Annotated in this window: 17 protein-coding genes; 10 read left to right on the top strand and 7 right to left on the bottom strand. The window is 72.7% G+C overall.

Going from position 1 to position 21,951, the window contains the following annotated elements; all coding sequences use genetic code 11:
• Nucleotides 1–64: 64 nt before the first annotated feature.
• The 5 genes from BJ958_RS10730 (at nucleotide 65) to BJ958_RS10710 (ending at nucleotide 8,955) form a co-directional block, all read left to right on the top strand.
• Entirely contained in the window at nucleotides 65–2,149 is a 2,085-nt protein-coding gene (locus BJ958_RS10730) for an ABC transporter ATP-binding protein (protein WP_343052638.1), read from the top strand.
• Between the two features lies 1 nt (nucleotide 2,150).
• Entirely contained in the window at nucleotides 2,151–3,101 is a 951-nt protein-coding gene (locus BJ958_RS10725; protein WP_179726822.1) for an ABC transporter permease, read from the top strand.
• Complete coding sequence (locus tag BJ958_RS10720; protein WP_179726821.1) at nucleotides 3,098–3,985, top strand: ABC transporter permease; 888 nt, start codon at nucleotides 3,098–3,100, stop codon at nucleotides 3,983–3,985. Before BJ958_RS10725 ends, BJ958_RS10720 begins: the two co-directional genes overlap by 4 nt.
• A 135-nt stretch (nucleotides 3,986–4,120) precedes the next feature.
• Nucleotides 4,121–5,983, top strand: coding sequence for an ABC transporter substrate-binding protein (locus tag BJ958_RS10715; protein ID WP_179726820.1), 1,863 nt, complete (start codon nucleotides 4,121–4,123; stop codon nucleotides 5,981–5,983).
• A 14-nt stretch (nucleotides 5,984–5,997) separates the two neighbouring features.
• Nucleotides 5,998–8,955 carry a prolyl oligopeptidase family serine peptidase gene (locus BJ958_RS10710; protein ID WP_179726819.1) on the top strand — a complete coding sequence of 986 codons (2,958 nt, stop codon included), beginning with the start codon at nucleotides 5,998–6,000 and terminating at the stop codon, nucleotides 8,953–8,955.
• Here the strand turns inward: BJ958_RS10710 and BJ958_RS10705 are convergent.
• The 4 genes from BJ958_RS10705 to BJ958_RS10690 all read right to left on the bottom strand — a co-directional run bounded on the left by BJ958_RS10705 (nucleotide 8,939) and on the right by BJ958_RS10690 (nucleotide 13,763).
• Entirely contained in the window at nucleotides 8,939–10,609 is a 1,671-nt protein-coding gene (locus tag BJ958_RS10705) for a helix-turn-helix domain-containing protein (RefSeq protein WP_273518083.1), read from the bottom strand. The two genes, BJ958_RS10710 and BJ958_RS10705, sit on opposite strands and share 17 nt — an antisense overlap.
• Nucleotides 10,610–10,684: 75 nt before the next feature.
• The gene (gene menC / locus BJ958_RS10700; protein ID WP_179726818.1) at nucleotides 10,685–11,788 is read right to left on the bottom strand and encodes an o-succinylbenzoate synthase; all 1,104 of its coding nucleotides are present in this window, start codon (nucleotides 11,786–11,788) and stop codon (nucleotides 10,685–10,687) included.
• On the bottom strand, nucleotides 11,785–12,636 hold the full coding sequence (locus BJ958_RS10695) for a GNAT family N-acetyltransferase (RefSeq protein WP_179726817.1): 852 nt from the start codon (nucleotides 12,634–12,636) through the stop codon (nucleotides 11,785–11,787). Before BJ958_RS10695 ends, menC begins: the two co-directional genes overlap by 4 nt.
• Entirely contained in the window at nucleotides 12,633–13,763 is a 1,131-nt protein-coding gene (locus BJ958_RS10690; protein ID WP_179726816.1) for a M20 family metallopeptidase, read from the bottom strand. The genes BJ958_RS10695 and BJ958_RS10690 overlap by 4 nt, the downstream gene beginning before the upstream one ends.
• 107 nt (nucleotides 13,764–13,870) lie before the next feature.
• Here BJ958_RS10690 and BJ958_RS10685 point away from each other — a divergent pair, with 107 nt between their 5' ends.
• Both BJ958_RS10685 and BJ958_RS10680 read left to right on the top strand, forming a co-directional pair.
• Nucleotides 13,871–14,929 (top strand): alpha/beta fold hydrolase, encoded by a 1,059-nt coding sequence (locus BJ958_RS10685; protein WP_218865690.1) that lies wholly within the window; start codon nucleotides 13,871–13,873, stop codon nucleotides 14,927–14,929.
• A gap of 130 nt (nucleotides 14,930–15,059) precedes the next feature.
• Nucleotides 15,060–15,425, top strand: coding sequence for a DsrE family protein (locus BJ958_RS10680; protein WP_179726815.1), 366 nt, complete (start codon nucleotides 15,060–15,062; stop codon nucleotides 15,423–15,425).
• On the opposite strand, the gene BJ958_RS10675 is transcribed toward BJ958_RS10680, so the two are convergent.
• From BJ958_RS10675 to BJ958_RS10665, 3 genes are read right to left on the bottom strand one after another with little or no spacing between them, the layout of a single operon-like run.
• The gene (locus tag BJ958_RS10675) at nucleotides 15,419–16,351 is read right to left on the bottom strand and encodes an NAD(P)-dependent oxidoreductase (protein WP_179726814.1); all 933 of its coding nucleotides are present in this window, start codon (nucleotides 16,349–16,351) and stop codon (nucleotides 15,419–15,421) included. The two genes, BJ958_RS10680 and BJ958_RS10675, sit on opposite strands and share 7 nt — an antisense overlap.
• Nucleotides 16,348–17,031, bottom strand: a complete 684-nt coding sequence (locus tag BJ958_RS10670; RefSeq protein WP_179726813.1) for a GntR family transcriptional regulator — start codon at nucleotides 17,029–17,031, stop codon at nucleotides 16,348–16,350. Before BJ958_RS10670 ends, BJ958_RS10675 begins: the two co-directional genes overlap by 4 nt.
• Before the next feature lie 3 nt (nucleotides 17,032–17,034).
• Nucleotides 17,035–18,252 (bottom strand): M24 family metallopeptidase, encoded by a 1,218-nt coding sequence (locus tag BJ958_RS10665; RefSeq protein ID WP_179726812.1) that lies wholly within the window; start codon nucleotides 18,250–18,252, stop codon nucleotides 17,035–17,037.
• Between the two features lie 221 nt (nucleotides 18,253–18,473).
• Between BJ958_RS10665 and BJ958_RS10660 the strand changes: the two genes are divergently transcribed.
• From BJ958_RS10660 to BJ958_RS10650, 3 genes are read left to right on the top strand one after another with little or no spacing between them, the layout of a single operon-like run.
• On the top strand, nucleotides 18,474–20,042 hold the full coding sequence (locus tag BJ958_RS10660; RefSeq protein WP_179726811.1) for an ABC transporter substrate-binding protein: 1,569 nt from the start codon (nucleotides 18,474–18,476) through the stop codon (nucleotides 20,040–20,042).
• An 8-nt stretch (nucleotides 20,043–20,050) separates the two neighbouring features.
• A complete protein-coding gene (locus BJ958_RS10655; protein WP_179726810.1) occupies nucleotides 20,051–21,091 on the top strand; it encodes an ABC transporter permease in 1,041 nt (346 codons plus the stop codon).
• Nucleotides 21,088–21,951, top strand: coding sequence for an ABC transporter permease (locus BJ958_RS10650; protein WP_179726809.1), 864 nt, complete (start codon nucleotides 21,088–21,090; stop codon nucleotides 21,949–21,951). The genes BJ958_RS10655 and BJ958_RS10650 overlap by 4 nt, the downstream gene beginning before the upstream one ends.

Here is a 21,951-nt window from a genome sequence, read left to right as displayed (position 1 = left end):
CGCCCTCCCCAGCTCGGGCGGCCCGCACCAACACCGGACATGACCCGCGTCGCACCATCGTTGCGTGGCAGAGCGCACCGCAGACCTCACGACGGAGAGCACCGCAGTGATCACCGATCCCGCACCGGCGACCGACCGGGTGCTGAGCGTCCGCGACCTGTCGGTGAAGATCCGCCGCGGCGAGCGCGTCGTGCGTCCGGTCACCGGCGTCAGCCTCGACCTGCACCGCGGCGAGACCCTCGGCATCGTCGGTGAGACCGGCTCCGGCAAGTCGATGACCGGCCTGGCGATCATGGGGATGCTGCCGTCCGGAGGCCGCGTCACGCAGGGCTCGATCGACTTCGGCGGCACCGAGCTGGTCGGCCTGGAGCCCGCGAGGTACCGGGCGATCCGCGGCAACGACATCGCCATGGTCTTCCAGGACTCGCTCACCGCGCTCAACCCGACCCGGCGGATCGGCGACCAGGTCGCCGAGCCCGCGCGCCTGCACCTCGGCCTCTCGAAGCGGGCCGCCCGCCAGCGGGCCGAGGAGATGCTCGCCCTGGTCGGCATCCCGCGCCCCGGCGAGCGGATGGACGACCACCCGCACCAGCTCTCCGGCGGCATGCGGCAGCGGGTGATGATCGCGATGGCGCTGGTCTGCGAGCCGAAGGTCGTCATCGCCGACGAGCCCACCACCGCGCTCGACGTCACCATCCAGGCCGAGATCCTCGAGCTGCTCGACGACCTGCGTGCCCGGCTCGGGATGGCGATGATCCTGGTCACCCACGACATGGGCGTGATCGCCCGCCACGCCGACCGCGTCGGTGTCATGTACGCCGGCCGGCTGGCCGAGACCGGGCCGACCACCGACCTCTTCGAGCGCACCCGGCACCGGTACACGCAGGCGTTGCTGGCCTCGATCCCGTCGCTCACCCACGACCGTGGCGAGGAGCTCTACAGCATCGGCGGCACCCCCCCGGACCTCTCGGCCACCCAGGTCGGGTGCGCCTTCGCGCCCCGGTGCGCGGCAGCGACCGACGAGTGCCGCACCGTGCAGCCGCCCGTCACGACCGAGGGCAGCCACGCCTTCGCCTGCTGGAACCCGGCGTCCGGCCCGGTGCAGCACACCGCGGTCCGCGTCGCAGAGCCGTCGGCCCCCACGGCGGATGTCGCGACCGGCCCGAGGCTCGACGTCGTCGACCTGCACCGGGAGTACCCCGCCGGCCACGGCAGCTGGTTCGGTCCCAGGCGCACGGTGAAGGCGGTCTCCGGCGTCAGCTTCGAGGTCGCCGCCGGCGAGACCTTCGGCCTGGTGGGGGAGTCGGGCTGCGGCAAGTCCTCGCTCGGCCGGATGCTCGTCGCCCTCGACCAGCCCACCTCCGGGGAGGTCGTCTTCGAGGGCCGCTCGGTCACCACCATGAAGCCCCGCGAGCTCGGCAGCCACCGGGCCCGCCTGCAGATGATGTTCCAGGATTCCAGCGCCGCCCTCGACCCGCGGATGCGGATCGGCGCCGTGCTGCGCGAGCCGCTCGCCATCCAGGGCATCGGCACGCGCGCCGGACGTACCGCCACCGCCCGCGACCTGCTCGCCGACGTCGGCCTGCCCGCCACCGTCCTCGAGCGGTTCCCGCACGAGCTCTCCGGCGGCCAGCGCCAGCGTGTCGCCCTGGCCCGGGCGCTCGCCCTCGACCCGACGGTGCTCGTCGCCGACGAGCCCGTCAGCGCGCTCGACGTCTCGATCCGCTCGCAGGTGCTCAACCTGATGCGCCGCATCCAGCGCGAGCGCGGGCTGAGCAGCGTCGTCATCTCCCACGACCTCGCCGTCGTCCGCTACCTCGCCGACCGGGTCGGCGTGATGTACCTCGGCAAGCTCGTCGAGAGCGGCACCGCCGAGGAGGTGTACGCCGCACCGGCCCACCCCTACACGGCGGGCCTGCTGGCCGCCGTACCCGAGGCGTCGCCGACGGCGCCGACAGCGCAGCCCCCGCGTGCCGAGCGGGTCCGCGGCGAGCTGCCCAGCCCGCTCGACCCGCCCAGCGGCTGCCGGTTCCGGACCCGCTGCCCGCTCGCCACCGAGGTCTGCGCCGAGGTCGAGCCGCTGCCGCTGCAGCTCACGCCGACGCACAGCGTCTCCTGCCACCACGCCAACGCGAACGGAGCGTCCTGACATGGCCTGGTACGTCGCCAAGCGGCTCGCCGTCTCCGCCGTGGTCCTCCTCGGCATCTCGGCCGTCGTCTTCTTCCTGCTGCACCTGGTCTCCGACAGCCCCGGCCGGGTGGTGCTCGGCCAGCGCGCCAGCCCGCAGGCGGTGGCCGACTTCAACCACGAGCACGGCTTCGACCGCCCGGTCGTGGTGCAGTACCTCAGCTACCTCGGCCAGCTGCTGCACGGCGACCTGGGCCGCTCCTACAAGCTCAACCAGGACGTCGGCACGCTGCTCCAGCAGAACGCCGGTCGCAGCGCGATGCTGTCCCTCGCCGGGCTGGTGCTGGCGCTGCTCATCGCCGTCCCGCTGGGCATCCTGCAAGCCGTCAAGCGCAACAGTGTCGTCGACCGGGTCGCCACCGGCCTCGCCTACGTCCTCTACGCGACGCCGGCGTTCCTGCTCGGCCTGGTCCTGATCGCGGTGTTCAGCCAGCAGCTGGACCTGTTCCCGGCGGAGGCCTCGCAGTCGCACTCGCCGTGGGTGGTGTTCACCGACCCGCGATCGATGGCGCTGCCTGTCGTCACCATCGCGGTCACGAGCATCGCGATCTTCAGCCAGTACCAGCGCTCCTCGGCACTCGACCAGCTCGGCCAGGACTACATCCGGGTCGCACGCGCCAAGGGCCTGCCCGAGAGGCTGGTGCTCACCCGGCACCTGCTGCGCAACGCCTGCCTGCCGCTGATCACCCTGGTCGGCACGATGATCCCGCTGCTCCTGGCCGGCAACCTGATCGTCGAGTCGCTGTTCAACTACTCCGGTCTGGGGCTGCTGTTCCTCAACAGCCTGCAACGCGAGGACTACCCGGTGCTCCTCGCCTACACCCTCATTGGCGGTGTGCTGACCGTCGCGGGCAACTTCATCGCCGACATCGCGGTCGCCATGGCCGACCGCAGGATCGAGCTCGCCTCATGACCGCCGTCCCCGCCACCCCCGAGTCCGTGCACCTGCCCCCCGCGCCGGCCGGCGTCCGGGCCGCCGTACGCCGGCTGCGGCACCACCCGCTCGGCCTGGCCGGTGGCGCGCTGCTCCTGCTGGTCGTCGCCTTCTGCTACCTCGGGCCGCTGTTCTGGAAGACCAACCAGACCGACGTCAACCTGCTCGACGCCGCGCTGCCGCCCGGCCCCGGGCACCCGCTCGGCACCGACACCAACGGCTTCGACGTCCTCGGCCGGCTGATGGCCGGCGGCCAGGTCTCGTTGCAGATCGGCCTGCTGGCCGCGGTCTTCGCCACCACCTTCGGCACCGTGTACGGCGCCGTGGCCGGCCTCGCCGGCGGGATCGTCGACGGCTTCTTGATGCGGATGGTCGACGTGCTCCTGTCGGTGCCCTTCCTGTTCTTCGTCCTCATCCTCTCCGCCCGCTTCCACGCGAACGCGTGGAGCCTCGCGCTGGTGATCGGCGCCTTCTCGTGGCTGATCTCCGCCCGACTCGTCCGCGGCGAGGTGCTGACCCTGCGGGTGCGGGAGTACGTCCTCGCAGCCCGGGTGATGGGCGCCACGCGCCGGCGGATCATCTTCACCCACCTGATCCCCAACGCGATGGGCGTCATCATCGTCAACGTCACCTTCCAGGTGGCCGACGCGGTGCTCGTGGTCGCGGCGCTCGGCTTCCTCGGCTTCGGGCTGAGCTACCCGACGACCGACTGGGGCAGCCAGCTCGCCAGCGGTGTCACCTACATCTCGGCCGACTACTGGTGGCTGATCTACCCCGTCGGCGGGTTCATCGTGCTCACCGTGCTCGCCCTCAACCTGCTCGCCGACGCGCTGCGCGACGCGGTCGGACGCAAGGCCGACTGAGCCGGATCCTGCCTCCACCGCGGCCCTGTCGAGCCGGACCGACGCATCGGCGACGAATCGTCGACACCGACGAACCGGGCTCCTCGCGGCTGGTGCAACCTCGTCGCAACAGCCCACCCACACTGCGGAGAAGACATGACCCACCTGCGTGGACAGCGAACCGGCCGCCTCGGCGCGGCCCTGGTCGCGGTGGTCGCCCTCCTCGTCTCGGGATGCTCCAGCGAGGGAGCATCGACGAAGGACGTCGCGAAGAAGTACAAGGACATCCCGGCCGAGACCGGCAAGCCCCAGGACGGCGGCACCATCACCGTCGCGCTCACGCCGGGCCTGAGCCCCAACTACATCTACCCGTACCCGCCGGCGTCGGCCAACGGCACGGTGATCGCGCGCGGCCTGATGTGGCGCGGGCTGTACCGGACCAGCGGCACCGGCGACCAGGTCGTCAACCCCGAGCAGAGCCTGGCCGAGATGCCGGAGGTCAGCGAGGACCGCAAGAGCGTCACGGTGAGGCTCAAGGACCACCGGTGGTCCAACGGCCGCGCCGTCACCGCCGACGACGTCGTGTTCTCCCTCGACCTGCTCAAGGCGGCGCTCGACAAGAGCCCCGGCAACTGGAGCTTCTACACGCCGGGCCAGTTCCCCGACGGCGTCACCGCCGAGGCGAGCGCCGACGACACGGTGACCTTCCACCTCGAGACGGCCTACAACGAGTCCTACCTGCTCTCGATGCTCGCGCTGCTCTACGTCATGCCGTCGCAGGAGTGGGCGATCGCCGAGACCGGCGGCCAGCAGCTGGACTTCACCGACCCGAAGAACGCGAAGGCGATCTACACCTACCTGACCAAGCAGTCCGAGGACCAGGCCGGCTTCGCCACCAACCCGCTGTGGCAGGTCGTCAGCGGCCCCTACAGGCTGAAGTCCTTCGACTCGACCACCGGCTCGTTCTCGCTGGTGCCCAACGAGGAGTACGACGGCCCCGGCGACTCGCGCCTCGACCAGGTCGACTTCAAGGCGTTCACCTCCGCCTCGGCCGTGCTCAACCAGTACAAGGCCGGCACGCTCACCGTCGGCACGCTCGACTCGAGCTACGTCACCGAGATCGACGCCCTCAAGAAGGACGGCTACCACGTGTACGGCGCCCCCGCGCCGGCCCGCTTCGACTCGCTGACCATCAACTTCGAGAACACCGTCGACGACTTCGACAAGATCATCGCCCAGCCCTACGTGCGCCAGGCGCTGCAGCACCTGATCGACCAGCCGGGGTACGTCGAGAGCCGCGGCATCTACAACGGCGCCGCCTCCGAGAACTACAGCACCGCCGGCGCGGACTCGCCGTACCCGCCGGAGTTCGGCGACAAGGCGCCCTACCCCTACGACCCGGAGGCGGCCGGGAAGCTGCTCGCCGACCACGGCTGGAAGGTCGAGCCCAACGGCACCACCGCCTGCGAGAACCCCGGCACGGCCGAGGACCAGTGCGGAGCGGACATCCCGCAGGGCGCGAAGATCAGGTTCACGCTGGCCTCGGCCAACACCCCGGCGTACGTCGGCGCGCGGGACGTCGCGTTCGTCTCCGAGGCCAAGAAGCTCGGCATCGAGGTCAACGTGGTGACCAAGTCGCTGAACTACATGTACTCCAACTACGGCAACAGCTTCGCGCCGGCCACGAAGAACGAGTGGGCGATGCAGGACTACGGTCCGCTCTACCTGGCTGCCGGGTACCCGAGCAGCAACACCGTCTTCAACACCACGGGCAGCTTCAACCTGGGCAGCTACTCCAACAAGGAGGTCGACGAGCTGATCGACGAGTCCACCTTCGGTGCGGACCCCGCCGTGCTCTCGAAGGAGATCACCACCATCTCCGAGGACGTGCCGGTGCTCTTCTTCCCGACGCCGCACACGCTGGTGGTGTGGAAGGACACGCTGTCCGGCCCGCCCGAGTCGTTCCAGGCGCTGCTGAGCTTCCTCTACAGCCCGGAGCAGTGGTACCTCACGAAGTGATGAAGGAGATGTCCGTGGCCGACCTCGCCGCGCTGCGCACCACGATCGGTGACGCCCGCGTGGTGGCACTCGGCGAGGCCGGCCACAACATCACCGAGCTCCACGAGCTCCGGGACGACCTGTTCCGGGTGCTCGTGGAGGACCTCGGGTTCACCGCACTGGTGCTGGAGTCCGGCTTCGCCGAAGGGCTCGAGCTCGACGCGTGGGTGGCCGGCGGTCCCGGCTCGGTGGAGTCGGCGGCAGCCGGGATCTCCTACGGGTTCGGGCACTGCGCTGCCGTGCACCGGCAGCTCTCCTGGTTGCGCTCGCACGGTGGTGTGCGCGTCCACGGCATGGACGTGTCCGGTGGCTCGACCTCTCCCGGGCCCGCGGTGCGGGCCCTGATGTCCCGGATCCCCGCAGCTGCGGGGGATCCGGACCTCCTGCGCCGCAGCGACCTCGGGGGCCGGGTCGAGGCGGCGCTGCGCTGGGCCGGACTGTCCGAGGCCGAGCGCGAGCGGCTGCGGGCCGACCTGCGGGATCTCGCTGCACGCGGCACGGCGGTGGGGGACCCGGTCGCCGAGCGGCTGGCCGCGTCGGTCCTCGCGTTCGCCGACGGGCACGACCGCGACCGGTTCATGGCCGACACCGTGCGCTGGGTGCTGGAGCGCGAGGAGCGGGTGCTGGTGAGCGCGCACGACGGGCACGTCCAGCGCACGCCGTACGACGGCGTCCCGACCCTGGGGGGCCTGCTCGGCGACGCACTGGGGGACGACCTCGTGGTCGTCGGCACCACCTTCACCTCCGGCCCCGCCGTCCGGATCACCGACCGCTCGACGCGGCCGTTCGACTGGGCGGTCGCACTGGAGGAGGGCGTCCCCGGCCCGGTCCTGGACGACGAGGCGTTCGACCTGGTCCTCGACCTCGGCGTGGTGCACCGCGTGCCCGGCGCCTTCGAGCGGCTGGAGCGCGAGCTCGCGGCGCCGTACCCGCCGAGCCGGACCGTCGACGTCGTCGCCACCCAGGCGGGCGTCTGCGTGCCCGACCCGTACCGCTGGCTGGAGGCCGAGGACGACGAGGTCCACGCCTGGCAGCGACGGCAGGCCGAGGTCGCGACCGGCTCGATCCTCGGCGCGCAGGACCGCGTCGCCCTGCGCACGCTGGTCGAGGAGCACGACGCCGGGGCGCGTCCCGTGCTGCCCCGGCACGCCGCGGGGCGCTGGTTCCGGCCGGTCGCGGGGACGGTCGTGGTGGCCGAGGAGCCCTACGGTGCGGGTGATCCGGTCGTCGTCCTCGACGAGGGTGCGGTGCTCTCGTGGCTGGCGCCCTCGCCCGACGGCCGGGTGCTGGCGATCGGCGTGTGCACCGACGGCAGCGAGCACAACACGATCCGGCTCCTCGACGTCGCCTCCGGACAACGGCTGCCCGCGCCGCCGCAGGTGCTGCACAGCGCCTGGACCGGCGGCGTCTCCTGGGCGGCCGACAGCGCAGGCTTCTGGTTCCTCGCGCTGACCGGTACGCCGGAGGAGTTCGTGCAGGCGACCTTCCACCACTCGCTCACCACCGGCGCGACCGTGGTCGAGCCGGTCCCGGTGCCCGAGGGATCGCGCGAGTACACGCTGGTGCAGCCGTCGCCGGACGGGCGCTGGCTGGTGGCCGCGCACCGGGTCGGCAGCCCGGTCCCCGTGGCCGTGCGGGACCTGGCCTCGCCGGGGTCGGGGTGGCGGCCGTTCGTCACCGCCTGCACCGGCACCGTGGCCGGGCACGTGGTCGGGGACAGGTACGTCGCGGTCACCGACGTCGGCGCGGCGCGCGGCAGGGTGGTCGCGATCCCGCTCGACTCGCTGAGCGCCGACGACGCCTCCACCTGGGAGGAGCTCGTCCCCGAGGGACCGACCGTGCTGCGCTCGATCACGCCCGTGGGAGAGCACCTCTACCTCGCCGAGCTGGACCGGACATTCGCGCGGGTGCGGGTCCTGGACGTCGCCGGGCGTGTGCTGGGGGAGGTGCCGCTGCCCGGCCGCGGCGCCCTCGCTGCGCCCTTCTTCGCGCTCACCGGCCTCGCCGTCGGTGCGCCCGCGCCCGACTTCCTGTTCGCCTTCTCCACGCCCACCACCTCCTGGAGCGTGCACCGGCACCGGTCCGTCACCGCTGCGGTCGAGACCCTGCTGGCGCCGGCCGTCACGCTGGACGCGGTCGTCGAGGAGGGCGCCACGCCCGCTGCCGACGGGACGCTCGTGCCCTTCCACGTCATCCGGTCCGCGGCGGCGGGCAACGGCGCGGCGCCGACACTGATCACGGCGTACGGCGCCGCGAACGTGCCGACCCTGCCGTCGTACCAGCCCGACCTGGCGGCCTTCGTCGCCGCCGGCGGCACCGTCGTCCAGGCCTACCTGCGTGGTGGTGGCGAGCTCGGCCGGGACTGGTACCTCGCCGCGCACCGCGAGACCAAGCACGTCCGCGACGACGACCTGGTCGCCGTCGCCGAGCACCTGGTCGCCAGCGGTCGTACGACGCCCGACCGGCTCGCGCTCACCGGCGGCTCGGACGGCGGCCTGATGTGCGGCGTCGCCGTCACGACCCGCCCCGACCTGTGGCGGGCCGTCCTCCCGCGCGCGCCCCTGCTCGACCTCGTCGCCGGCATGCGGGACCCGTACCTCGACTTCGTGATCCGCAAGGCGTGGGGCGATCCCGACGACCCGGTGGACGTACGCCGGATGATCGGACGCTCGCCGTACGAGCTGGTCCACCCGGGCACCTTCCCGGCCGTCTACGTGCAGGCCGGTGCCACCGACCCGCGCTGCCGACCGTGGCACGCCCGCAAGTTCGTCGCGCGCCTGCAGGCCGCCCAGCAGGGCGATGCCCCGATCCTGCTGCACGTCTTCGAGGACGCCGGTCACGGAGCCGCGACCAGCCCGGAGGTGGTGCTTGCGCAGGACGTCGAGTGGCTGGGGTTCCTGGTCCAGCAGCTGGGGCTCAGTCCGGAGCGGTGAGGTCCATCAGCCGCAGCTGCAGCATGGCCGCGAGCCGGGCGTTCGGGTCGGTGAGGTCGAGCCGGCCGACCTCGGCGGCGCGGCGCAGCCGGTAGCGGAAGGTGTTGGCGTGGACGTACATCGCGGCCGAGGCGATGGCGACGTCGCCGAAGGCGTCCAGCCAGGCGCGCAGGGTGTCGACCAGGCTGCTCTGGTGCTCCTGGTCGTAGGCGACGATCCGGGCGACGGCGCCGCTGGGGATGTCGCCGCGGGGGACCCGGTCGGCGAGCTCGAGCAGGAGCGCCTCGAGGTGGACGTCGTCGAGGCGGGCGACCTGCTGGCCCGGTCGTGAGCGGAGGACCCGCAGGGCGCGGTCGGCGCCGGTGCGGGAGCGCTTGAGGGACGCGCTGCCCGCCGCGAGCGGACCGACGCCGACGAGCGGGCGCAGCCGGGAGTCGACGCGGGAGAGGAAGTCGGCGGCGATCTCGGCGGCGCGCTCCTCGCCGTCCTTGCGGCCGCGCGCGACCGGCAGGATGCCGTAGGCGACGTCGCCGACCAGGCCGGCGGCGCTGCGCGGGTGCACGGCGGTCAGGTGCAGCGCGAACGCGTCGGCGACGCGCTTGCGCTCGACGGCGAGCTGGGCGGGCAGCGGGCTCTCGGTCCCCGCGCCGACGACGGTCAGCGCGAGGACCACGGCCGGCTCGTCCTTGAGCCCCAGCCGGCGCAGCGTCTCCGCGGTGCGCGGGCCGCTCTCCAGCGCGGTGCTGAGCAGGTCGGCCCGCAGCCGTCGCTCGACGTCGGCGTCGGCCCGCGCCCACACCAGGTGCATCGCGACCAGCTTCGAGGCGTCGTACAGCGCCTGCCCGCGGGCCTCGTCCATCGGCTCGTTGACGACTGCCCAGATGGTGCCGAGGATCTCGTCGCCAGCGCGGACGGCGATCGCCGCACGTCCGCTGCCGGACGGCTCGTCGTCGGACAGCGGCGGCACCCAGACCGGCCGCGTCGAGCGGTAGATCTCCTGGAAGACGCCCTGCTCCTCGAGCTGGCGCGTGTACTCCTCGGGCACCTGGCGGCGCAGGATCGTCTGCACCCGCCAGGTGTCGGCCTCCTCCTGGCGGCTGGAGAAGGCGAGCAGGCGGGAGCTGCGGTCCTCGATCGTGACCGGCGCGTCGACGAGGGCGGCGATGGCGTTGGCGACGGCGAACAGGTCGTCGAGGCCGGACTGGTAGCCGACCACCTGGCGCAGCCCCGCGCCGGTGCGCCCGAGCGGCTCGGGGTCGAGCTGCGGACCGTCGCTGGTGAGGCCGCGGATCATCCCGGCCAGGTGCGTCCACGCGGCGCCGCGGGCGAGGGCGAGCACCGTGACGCCCGTACGACGAGCCGCCGCCGCGAGCTCGTCGGTCACCTCCACCGGCGCCCGGACGACGAGCCCGAGCGCGCCCTGCCCGCCCAGCCGCTCGAGCGCCGCCGTGATCGACGCCGGCTCGTGCAGCCCGACGCCGAGGACCAGTGCGTGCTCGGGCAGCTCCGGCTCGTCGAGCGGGTCGTCGATGACCACGCCGCCGATCTCCTCGGGGCGCTGCACCTCGCCGCAGACCACGTCGAGCAGCGTGCTGCCGAGCTCCTCGACGACGCGAGCGAGTCCGGCGCGGGGGAGGTCGGCCACGGTCGTCACCCGCCCGACGCTAGCCGCGGGCAGACGGGTCGTCGTTCGTCGAGCACGACGAAATCGTGCCAGATGTTCGTCCGATCAGACAGGGATCCAGGTGCGGGAGACCGTGACCTCGTCGAGCACGTCCGGCAGCGGGCCGACACCGAGGCCGGGACCGCTGGGCACCCGGAGGTGCCCGTCCTCCAGCACGAACGGCGCGGTCAGGTCGGTCTCGTAGTAGCGCTCGGAGGCCGAGGTGTCGCCGGGCAGGGTGAAGCCGGGGAGGGCCGCCAGCGCCAGGTTGGCGGCCCGGCCCAGACCGGTCTCCAGCATGCCGCCGCACCAGACCGGGATCCCGTGCGCGGACGCGACGTCGTGGATCCGGCGCGCCTCCAGGTAGCCGCCCACCCGGCCGGGCTTGATGTTGACGATCGAGCAGGCGCCGAGCGTGATCGCGTCGGCCGCAGCGCGGGCCGAGACGATCGACTCGTCCAGGCAGATCGGCGTCCGGACGGCGCGCGCGAGCTCGGCGTGGCCGAGCAGGTCGTCCTCGGGCAGCGGCTGCTCCAGCAGCAGCAGGTCGAAGGCGTCGAGCTGTGCGAGGTGCCGGGCGTCGCCACGGCGGTACGCCGTGTTGGCGTCGACCTGCAGCAGCACGTCGCCGAACCGCTCGCGCACGGCGCGGACCGGCTCGACGTCCCAGCCGGGCTCGATCTTGAGCTTGATCCGCAGGTAGCCGTCGGCGAGGTAGCCCTCGACCACGTCCAGCAGCGCCGGGACCGACCCGGTGATGCCGACCGAGACGCCGCACGGCACGGTGTCGCGCACCGCGCCGAGCGCGTGGGCGAAGGAGACGCCCCGGGCCCGCAGGTCGGCGTCCAGGACCGCCGTCTCCAGCGCGGCCTTCGCCATCCGGTGCCCCCGGACCGGCTCCAGCGCCGGGGCGACCCGGTGCGCGTCGAGGTCCTCGACCTGCGCGACCATCGGCACCAGGAAGCGCTCCAGCACGTCCGCAGCGGCCTCGGTGTACTCCGAGGAGTAGAACGGCCCGGTCCCGGCACCGCACTCGCCCCAGCCCTCGGCGTCGTCGGTGACGGCACGGACGAGCAGCGCCCGGCGTACCGTCTCGGTCCCGAAGGACGTCCGGAACGGCGCCACCAGCGGCACCTCGACGGTCCGGATCTCCACACCGGTCAGCTTCACTGCACTTCCTGCCTCTCCACGACGTACCAACCCGATCGGTCGAATCCCCTGACCCGTGCGCCGCCCGCGAGCAGCCCGCCGAGCACCTCCCGCAGCGCCTCGCGCCACGCACCGGCGAGCGCGGGGTCCTGCTCGCGCAGGCCCTCGACGTCCACGGGCACGCCGACCAGCACCGTGCGCCCGTACGCCGGCCGCACGATCGGACCGCCCGCGGCGGAGACCTCCAGCGCGACGACCGCCCCCTCCGTGCGCAACCGCGCCACCTCGACGGTGCGGGGTGTCCCGGCGCACGCCGCGACGACGGCCGGCTCGGTCAGCGTCCAGCGCACCAGCACCCTGTCGGTCGCGTCGGTGCGGTTGATGTCGTCGTCCATCGGCCCGTAGAAGTCGGGCAGGTACTCGGTGACGTCGGCCGCCAGCTTGCCCAGGTTGAACCACGAGTTGCGGCGGATCAGCGGGTCGTAGGTCCAGGTGATCGCCCCGGCGCCCTGGTCGAGCGTCCAGGCGCGCTGGTGCAGCTTGAGGGCGAGGCCGACGTGCCGGCCGGCCATCCGCCCGCTCACGCCGGCGATGTGGCTGTGCAGGGCGTCGCGCGCGGGGGCGGAGAAGAAGCCGAAGCAGGCGCCGACGAGCTCCTCGCCGTCGTAGGCGCCGCTGACGTAGCTGCCCGCCTTCGCCATCGCCCGGAGCAGGTCGGCGGTCACCGGCGGGTTGGTGGCCCCGGTGCGCCAGATCCGCTCGTACAGGCGGCGCACCTCCTCGAGGTCGGCGATGTCGTCGAGAGTGCGGATCGTGATCCCCGCACCCGCAGCGGCCTTCTCGGCGTCGGTCCAGGCCGAGGCGCTCACGCGACGTCCCCGCCCAGGAGGTCCGCGACGAGCGCGGTGAGCAGCCGGGTCCGGCCGGGGAGCTCGGCGACCAGCACGTGCTCGTCGTCCGCGTGCGCCCCGCCGCCCACGGCGCCGAGCCCGTCCAGGGTCGGCGTGCCGACCCCGGCCGTGTAGTTGCCGTCGGAGGCGCCGCCGACCGAGATCGAGGTGACCCGGGCCAGGCCGAGGTCGGCCGCCAGCCGCGCGGCCCGGGCGTAGAGGGCGTCGGTCGCGGTGGGTGTCAGTGGTGGCCGGTTCGGCCCACCGACCACCTCGACGTCGGCACCCGGTAGCACCGGCTGCAGAGCCTGCATCGCCGCGTGGACCCGGTCCTGCTCGGCCTCGTCGCGCACCCGTACGTCGACCCCGAACCCGGCCGCGGCGGGCACCGTGTTGATTGTGGTGCCGGCGTCGAGGCGCGTGGGGGTGACCGTCGTGCCCCGCTCGGGGTCGGCGATCGCGGCCACCGCGTGCACCTGGTGGGCGACCTCGATGGTGGCGTTGACGCCGCGCTCGGGCTCGAGGCCGGCGTGGGCGGCGCGGCCGGTGACCAGGACGTCGTAGCGGGAGACACCCTTGCGCTCGGTCTTCAGGGCGCCCCCGGGGCCGGCGGCCTCGAGGACCAGCGCCCCGGCGCAGCCGCGGGCCTCGTGCTCGATCAGCGCGCGCGAGGACGGTGAGCCGATCTCCTCGTCGCCGGTGACGAGGAGGGTGACGCCGTCGCGGTCGTCGAGCGCGGCGAGCGCGTGCAGCGCCATCACGACGCCGGCCTTCATGTCGAAGCAGCCGGGCCCGCGCAGCACGCCGTCGGTGACGGCGAAGGGGTGCGTCTCCAGGGAGCCGACCGGCCAGACGGTGTCGTGGTGGCCGAGCACCAGCACCCGCCGTGCGGTCCCGAACCGCCAGCGCAGGTGGGTCCAGCCGTCGAGCACGATCCGCTCGGGCGCGACGCCGAGCAGGCGGGCGCCGAGCTCCGCGACGACCTCGGCGCTGCGCGCGACGGCCGCCAGGTCCTCCGACGGTGACTCGCAGGTCACCAGCGCCTCGAGGTCGGCGACCATCGCGTCGAGCGACGGGTGGGCGCGGTCGGGTGCCTGCTGGTGCATGCTGCCCAGCATCGGGAAGGCGGCGGGCCTGCGGGCTGTCGGCCCGGCCAAGATTCCGGGTCCGCGTTCGTCGCGTGGTCCGAGCCGGACGGGCGTACGCTTCGGTCGTGGCGAGCGCCGTGACCCAGGAGGTCCGCTTCTGCCGCGCCGACGACGGCGTGCGGATCGCGTGGGCGCGCCACGGATCGGGTCCGCCGCTGCTGATCGTGTCGTGCTGGCTGAGCCATCTCCAACACGACTGGCACAGCCCGGTGTGGCGGCACTTCCTCGACGACCTCGGCGACGTCGCCACCGTGATCAGGTACGACGAGCGCGGGTTCGGCCTCTCGGAGTGGGAGGTGTCCGACTTCTCCCTCGAGCGCCGCCTGGCCGACCTCGAGACCCTGGTCGCGGCCGCGGGGCTCGACCGGTTCGCCGTGCTCGGGATGTCCGGCGGTGCCCCGGTCGCGGTCGCCTACGCCAACGCGCACCCGGAGCAGGTCACCCGGCTGGTGCTGTACGGCGGCATGGCCGGCGGCGGCATCCAGCAGGAGGACGAGGCCGCCGAGGAGGCCTTCCGGGCGATGATCCGTGCCGGCTGGGCGCGCCCGGACCCGCTGTTCCGTCGCGTGTTCACGAACGCCTTCATCCCCGACGCGACCGAGCAGCAGATGGCGTGGATGGACGAGCTGCAACGCACCTCGACCAACACCGAGAACGCCGTGTGCAGCCGGATCGCGCGCCACGCCGTCGACGTGCGCGACCTGCTCCCCGGGATCACCGCGCCCACGCTGGTCCTGCACGCCGAGGGCGACCGGGTCGCGCCCGGGTGGGGGCCGGGGCTCGCGGCCGCGATCCCCGACGCGCGCCTGGTGATGCTCGAGTCCCGCAACCACGTGCTGCTCGCGGACGAGCCGGCCTGGCCGGTCTTCCGAGCCGAGGTGGCCGGCTTCCTCGCGGCCGACCGGGTCGTCGTGCCCGTCGACCACCTCTCGGCCCGTGAGCGCGAGATCCTCGTGCTGGCCGCCGAGGGGCTCGACAACACCGCGATCGCGGAGCGGCTGACGCTGAGCGTGCGCACCGTCGAGCGGCACTTCCAGAACGTCTACCTCAAGCTCGGCCTGTCCGGGCGCACCGCGCGCGCCGCCGCGGTCTGCCGGGTGCTCGGGCTCGAGCCACGCTCCTGATCCTGCGCGTACGCGTCGCCCGCCGGTGGGCACTCGCGACTGCGCGTCGGCACCGATGCCCGCAGGTGCCCCCGATTCCTAGCGTCGGACACGTCGGCGAACACCCGCCGCACCGACGAAGGAGACGACGATGTCGAACAAGGCAGTGGTCAGCCTGGCCACCGGGATGGAGGACCCCGAGCGGGTCACCGTGGCGTTCCTGGTCGCGCTCGGCGCGGCCGAGCACGGACGCCCGACCCTGATGTTCCTGACCAAGGAGGCCGTGCGCCTGGCCGTGCCCGGCGTCGCGGTGGGCCGTTCCTGCGAGGGCTGCCCGTCGCTGCCCGAGCTGCTGGAGCGCTTCCTCGCGGCCGGTGGGACCTACCTGGTCTGCCCGCTGTGCTTCAACGCGAAGGCGCTCGACCCCGAGAACCTGATCAAGGGCGCCGAGATCGGAGGCACCGTCCCGATGTGGGAGTGGATCGGCGAGGAGGGCGCGACGTCGTTCAGCTACTGACCCATCTCCGGGACCGGTGTGCGCAGCGTTCCGTCGGCGAGCCACGCGTCGAGGTTGGCGAGCGTGAGCTCCCGCATCGCGGCCCGGGTGACGTGGGTGCCCGAGGCGACGTGGGGGAGCAGCACGACGTTGTCGAGGGCGACCAGCTCGGCCGGCACGTTCGGCTCGTCGGCGTAGACGTCGAGCCCAGCGCCACCGAGCCGGCCGTCCTGCAGGGCCGCGACGAGCGCGGGCTGGTCGACGACCGAGCCGCGGGCGATGTTGACCAGGACGCCGTCCGGGCCGAGGGCGTCGAGCACCTCGCGGTCGACCAGGGCGTCGGTCGCGGAGCCGCCGGGCACGACGACGACCATGCTGTCGACGGACGCGGCCAGCTCGACCGGGGAGGCGGCGTACGCGTAGGGGACGCCGTCGACCTGGCGACGGTTGTGGTAGCTGACCGTGCAGCCGAGGGCCTCCAGCCGGGTGGCCACGGCCTGCCCGATCCGGCCCAGCCCGACGATGCCGACCCGGCTGCCCGCGACCTGCGCGGTCAGCGGGTACGGGCCCGCAGGCCAGCGGCCCTCGCGCACGAACCGGTCGGCGACGACCACCTCGCGGCGTACGGCGAGCAGCAGGGCGATCGCCGTCTCGGCGACCGCGTCGTCGAGCACCTCGGGGGTGTTGCTGACGGCGATGCCGCGGGCGAGGGCGACGGGCACGTCGATGTTGTCGTAGCCGACGCCGTGGTTGGCGATCACGCCCAGGTTGGGCAGCGACGCGATCAGGTCGCTGCCGACCTGCCCGGCGTTGCTGCCGACGATCCCGACCACGTCCGCCGCGCGCGCCGGGAGGTCGGTGGGGTCGACGGCGTCGTACCGCTCGCCGACGGTGTCGTGGAGCTGCGGGCTGAGCGGGGGCACGCGGAGGATCGTCGGTCGGCTCACCCGTCCAACATAGAGGCCAGCGCCTCCAGGGTCGGTCGCCGCCCGCGGGCGACGTGGGCGTAGGCCAGGGCGGCCGCGATCTCCTCGTCGCCGTTGCGGATCGCGTCGAGCATCGCCTCGTGCTCGGCACCGTGCCCGTGGTCGCCGCGGAAGGTGGTGAGCCGGAACAACCAGTGCACCCGTCCCGACACCACCCGCATCAGCGCCTTGAGCAGGCTGCTCCCCGTCAGCTCGAGCATCACCTCGTGGAACTGCGAGGTCGCGGCCGCGACGCGTCGCTCGTCGCCCGAGCGGTGTGCCTCCCCGGACCGCGCGAGCGCCTCCTCGAGCTGCGCGATGCCGTGCTCGTCGATGTGCCGCGCGGCCAGCCGGGCGACCAGCACCTCCAGCGCCTCGCGGACGTCGAAGAGCTCCTCGACGTCCGCGATCGTCAGCTGCCGCACGGTCGCGCCGCGGCGCGGCCGGATCTCCACCAGGCCGTCGAACTCGAGACGCCGCAGCGCCTCGCGCACGGGGACCCGCGAGACGTCGAGCATGTCGGCGACATGGGTCTCCCGCAGCCGCTCGCCGGGAGCGATGGATCCGGAGACGATGCGCTCGACGAGGTCGGCGTAGATCCGGTCGACGAGGAGGTCCTCGGTGAGCTCGTCGTCCCCTTCGGGGTGATGGATGTCGAGCATCGCCTAGACCACGTTCACCCGCAGGCACAGGGAGTTGAGCTCCTCCACGCCCTGCTCGGTGACGATCACCGTGCCGCCGATGCTCACCCGCGCGCGATCCAGGCACGCGTTGGGCTCGAAGGCGAAGGCCACACCCGGCTCGATCACGAAGTCGCCGTCGCGTGGCGTCGTGTGGGGGAGGGGAACCCCGGCCAGGCCGGCCTGGAGGTCCAGCCCCACGTGCGTCGCACCGTTGTAGATGACGGGCGAGACGGTCTGCACGACCGGTCCCATGTTCCACGCTCCTGCCTCGCGCAGTGGCCGCTCCATGATCTCGCAGAGCTCGGCGAAGGTCCCGCCGACGTGAAGGTACTCGACGCCGCGGGTGTAGGCCTCGACCGCGACCTCCTCGAGCCGGCGGTGGACGTCGTCGGGCTGGCCGATCGAGATCTCGACCTGCTGCTGCGACTCGAAGCCGCCGTAGAGCGTGAACAGCTCGGCGCCGTAGACGTCGCCCTTCTCCAGGACCCGCGACCCGCCGCCCATCCAGGGCCAGTCCGGGCCGGCCCAGCCGAGCCGCTCCGCGCCGCTGCGCTGGGGCCCGTTGAGCCACAGGCCGCCGGCGGCGGTCACCGACTGCATGCCCGCGGCGGAGATCTCGGACTCCCTGACCCCGGCACCTGCGACCTCGATCATCGCCGCGCACGCGGCCTCGCCGATCGCGGCCGAGTGCCGGATCATCGCCAGCTCCGCCTCGCTGTGGACGAGCATCAGCTGCTCGAACTCGGCGTGCAGGTCGACGAACCTCGCTTCGGGCAGGCGGTCGAGCACGCGCTGCCAGGTGCCGTAGGGGATGGTGCCGGCGACGCTGGCCGGTGCGCGGCTGCGCAGGCCGACCACCCCGATGGTGGCGCTGGTGAGGCCGAGGTCGGCGAGCACGTCGCCGAGCTGGTGCCCGGGCCGGGTCAGCCGCTGGTCGGCGACCCAGCGCTCGTAGCGGCTGCCGGGCTCGTCGTAGCGCCCCAGCGTGATGTTGCCGGTCGGTACGACGGACACCGGATCGCCGTGGCGGGGGAGCACGCAGTAGCTGCGGGTGCCCTCGTTGGTCAGGTAGCGGTCGAGCTGGTCGCGGCCCTGCCCCGAGACCAGGACGGCGTCGAGGCCCGCCCGGTCCATGAGGGCGCGCACGGCGGCGTAGCGCCGGTCGCGCTCGGCGGTCGTCAGGGTGGGGAACTCGGTCACTTCGGTCTCCTCGTATACCAAATGATGGTGTGCTGTTCGTGGCCTCGGGATCGGAACACCGGTCAGTCGGGCGCAAAAGCACCGTACCAAGGCGGGAATCAATATTTAAGTGCTTAGAAAGTTACATGAAAGCCTTGTGGCGGCACGGCCGCTTGTGCTGTTCTATGTATACACGCCAGGTGAGGTGGCTCACAGGCGGAGACAGACAGAAGGAGCACGGAGTGAGAACCTTTCGGACGAAGAGGGCGCTGGGCATCGGCCTCGCCGCCCTCGCGCTGGGGACCGTCACCGCCTGTGCTGCCGATCCCAGCGGCTCGGGTGCTGCCGGCGACACGACCCTCACCTTCGGAGTGGACGGCACGGTGCCCAACATCGACCCGGTGCTGGCCGACAACAGCACGGTGGACCAGTCGGTGGTCCCGATGTACGAGTCGCTCGTCGACTACGACCCCGACGGCACCCTCCAGGGACGCCTGGCCACGGCGTGGACCGTCGCCGAGGACGCGCGGTCGGTGACCTTCACCCTGCGCGACGGAGCGAAGTTCCACGACGGGGCGCCGGTGACGGCCGAGGACGTCAAGTACACCTTCGACCGCGCGAAGGCGCTCGGCGTCGGCGTCGCGCAGTTCCTCTCCGACTACGCCTCGGCCGAGGTGGTCAGCCCGACCGAGGTGAGGCTCAACCTCTCCGCGCCGTCGTCGCTCTTCCTCGGCGGCCTCGCGAAGGTCTACATCGTCAACTCCGCCCTCGTGGAGAAGAACGCCGGCTCCGACCAGGGCCAGTCCTGGCTCGCCTCCCACGAGGCGGGGAGCGGCCCCTACACGCTGGAGGACTTCAAGCCGAACCGGCAGATCATCTTCGAGAAGTACGACGACTTCACCGGCGCGGCCAACGCGGCCGCCCCCGACCGGATCGTCTACCGGCTGATCCCGGAGAGCTCCACCCAGCGCGAGGAGATGCTGGCCGGCAACATCGACGTCGCCGACGGCATCGAGCCGCAGGACCTCGCCACGGTGCTCGAGCAGGACCACTTCACCTCGGTGGAGCTGGCGAAGGCGCAGGGGCTCTACGTCTACTTCAACACCCAGCGTGCGCCGTTCGACGACCCGGACGTGCGACTGGGCATCCGCCTGGCCTACGACTACCAGGCCCACGTCACGACGATCCTCGGTGGCCACGGTGCGGTGGCGACCGGCGTCGCGCCCGCGGTCATGGACTGCCGCCCCGACCTGGCGCCGTTCGCGCAGGACCTCGACAAGGCCCGCGAGCTCCTCGCGGGACTCGCCGCGAGCGGCAAGGAGCTGACCCTCGCCTACCAGTCGATCTTCGCGGAGCAGGCCGACGCGGCCACCGCGCTGCAGTCCACGCTGCGCGACCTCGGCGTGACGGTGAAGCTCAAGACCGTCGACTACCCGACCTACATCGAGTCGCTCGGCTCGGTCGGCACGACGCCGGACATGGCGGTCATCTGGGACAACCCGCCGACGCCCGACGTGGGCAGCCTGCTGACCACCCGCTACCACTCGAAGTTCCAGGAGACCTCCACGAACTTCGGGCAGTACGGCAACCCGGCCGTCGACAAGCTCCTCGACGAGGCGAACGCCACGGGCGACGCCACCGCACGCTGCGACCTCTACAAGCAGGTCGAGCAGGCACTCGTCGACGACTCGGCCTCGATGCCGGTCGCGGACGAGGTGACCACGGTCGTCGTACCGAAGACGGTCTCGGGGGTCGAGCTGTACCCCGCCCACACCGGCTACATGCCGCAGACCTACCAGATCGAGGACTGAGTCGACCGATGGCACCTTCGCTTCTCGCCCGCTACCTCGCGCGCCGGCTCGCGCTGCTGGTCACGACGCTGTGGGGAGTCGTCACCATCGTCTTCCTGCTGATCAAGGCGATTCCGGGCGACGAAGCGCAGGCAGCCGCTGGCGTCACGGCCACCCCTGAGCAGGTGGAGGTCGTGCGCCAGCGGCTGGGACTCGACGAGTCGGTCGTCCAGCAGTACCTCAACTACCTGGGCCGCCTGATGCACGGCGACCTCGGCACCTCGATCTTCACCTTCCAGCCGGTTCTCGGCGACCTGCACCAGCTCATCCCCTACACCGTCGAGCTGGTCGGCCTGGCGATGCTCATCAACCTGACCTGCGGCGTGCCGCTCGGGGTGCTGGCCGCCGCCCGGCACCGCACGCGGACCGACAACTCGGTCCGGCTCGCCGCGATCTTCTGCGGCGCCCTGCCGACCTTCTGGCTCGCCATGATCGCCCAGACCCTGATCGGCCGGAAGCTCGGCCTGGTGCCGATCTCGGGTGTCTCGACCCTCGGGGTCGACGTTCCGCGCCGCACCGGCTTCCTCACCGTCGACAGCCTGCTCGCCGGCGACCTGACCGCGTTCTCCGACGCCCTGGCCCACCTGGTGCTTCCTGCAGCGGTGCTGGCGATCCCGTTCATGTCGTTCGTCATCCGGGTCGTGCGTGGCTCGATGATCACCGCGCTCGAGGCCGACCACGTCACCGCGGCCCGCGCCAAGGGTGCGCGCGAGCGCACCGTGCTGCTGCAGCACGGCCTGCGCAACGCGATCGCACCCGTCAGCACGCTGGTCGGCCTGCAGGTCGGCTGGATGATGGGCGGCGCGGTCATGGTCGAGACGGTCTTCAGCCGGCCGGGGTTCGGCAGCTACCTGACCCAGGCGGTCGCGCAGAAGGACACCTTCGCGGTGATCGGCATGGTGCTCGTCGTCGGCGTGATCGTCACCTTCGTCGGCCTCGTGGTCGACCTCGTCCAGCTCGCCGCGGACCCCCGGGTCCGCCTCCTCGAGACCCGGAGGGCCTCCGCATGACCACCGCAGCCGCTGCCCACGCCGTGCCGCGCGTGCGCCGTACCCGCCGTCGGGTGCCGTGGCTCGACCGGATCGCCTACGGCACGGTCGTCGCCCTGCTCGTGCTCGCCGTGGTGGGTCCGCTCATCGCGCCCCACGACCCCTACTCCGTCGACCTCGGCCAGGCCCTGCAGTCTCCCTCGGGTGACCACCTGCTCGGCACCGACGGCCTGGGCCGCGACGTGCTCAGCCGGGCGCTCGCCGGGGCACGCGCCTCCATCCTCGGCGCGCTGCTGGCCGTCGCCGGCGCCGCCCTGATCGGCATCCTGGTGGCCTCCGTCGCCACGATCGGCGGGCGCTGGGTCGACGACATCGTGATGAGGTTCTGCGACATCACCTTGTCGCTGCCGGTGATGGTCATGGCGCTCGGCGTCGCGGTCGCCCTCGGTCCGAGCCTGCGATCGGCGGTCATCGCCATGGTCGTGGCCTGGTGGCCCGGCTTCGCCCGGATCGCGCGGGCCGAGATGCGCACGGTCATCACCTCGCCGTACGTCGAGGCGGCCCGCGTCCTCGGCGCCGGCCGGTGGCGGCTGATGCTGCGCCACGTCCTGCCCAACTCGCTCGACGGGGTCTACGTGCAGGCCACCCTCGAGATCGGCGGCGCGACCCTGATCATGGCCGGCCTGTCCTTCGTCGGCGCCGGCGCCCAGCCGCCCAGCGCCGAGTGGGGCGCCATGGTCGAGACCGGCGCGCGCTACCTGACCAACGCCTGGTGGATCTCCGTGGTCCCCGGGCTGCTGATCACCGTCACCGCCCTCGCCTTCGCCCTCAGCGGCGACTCGCTGCGCAACCGCAACCACCCCGACGCGGGGCTGGCATGA

The organism is Nocardioides kongjuensis (assembly GCF_013409625.1).
In the GTDB taxonomy this organism is placed as follows: Bacteria; Actinomycetota; Actinomycetes; order Propionibacteriales; family Nocardioidaceae; genus Nocardioides; species Nocardioides kongjuensis.
The sequence above is the reverse complement of the archived record's forward strand: the minus strand, read 5'-3'. Positions and strand labels throughout refer to the sequence as shown.

Coding starts and splice junctions, on each gene's coding strand:
- BJ958_RS10720 (WP_179726821.1), top strand. CDS start 3,098: ATGACCGCCGTCCCCGCCACCCCCGAGTCCGTGCACCTGCCCCCCGCG.
- BJ958_RS10680 (WP_179726815.1), top strand. CDS start 15,060: ATGTCGAACAAGGCAGTGGTCAGCCTGGCCACCGGGATGGAGGACCCC.
- BJ958_RS10725 (WP_179726822.1), top strand. CDS start 2,151: ATGGCCTGGTACGTCGCCAAGCGGCTCGCCGTCTCCGCCGTGGTCCTC.
- BJ958_RS10655 (WP_179726810.1), top strand. CDS start 20,051: ATGGCACCTTCGCTTCTCGCCCGCTACCTCGCGCGCCGGCTCGCGCTG.
- BJ958_RS10670 (WP_179726813.1), bottom strand. CDS start 17,031: ATGCTCGACATCCATCACCCCGAAGGGGACGACGAGCTCACCGAGGAC.
- BJ958_RS10690 (WP_179726816.1), bottom strand. CDS start 13,763: ATGCACCAGCAGGCACCCGACCGCGCCCACCCGTCGCTCGACGCGATG.
- BJ958_RS10650 (WP_179726809.1), top strand. CDS start 21,088: ATGACCACCGCAGCCGCTGCCCACGCCGTGCCGCGCGTGCGCCGTACC.
- BJ958_RS10715 (WP_179726820.1), top strand. CDS start 4,121: ATGACCCACCTGCGTGGACAGCGAACCGGCCGCCTCGGCGCGGCCCTG.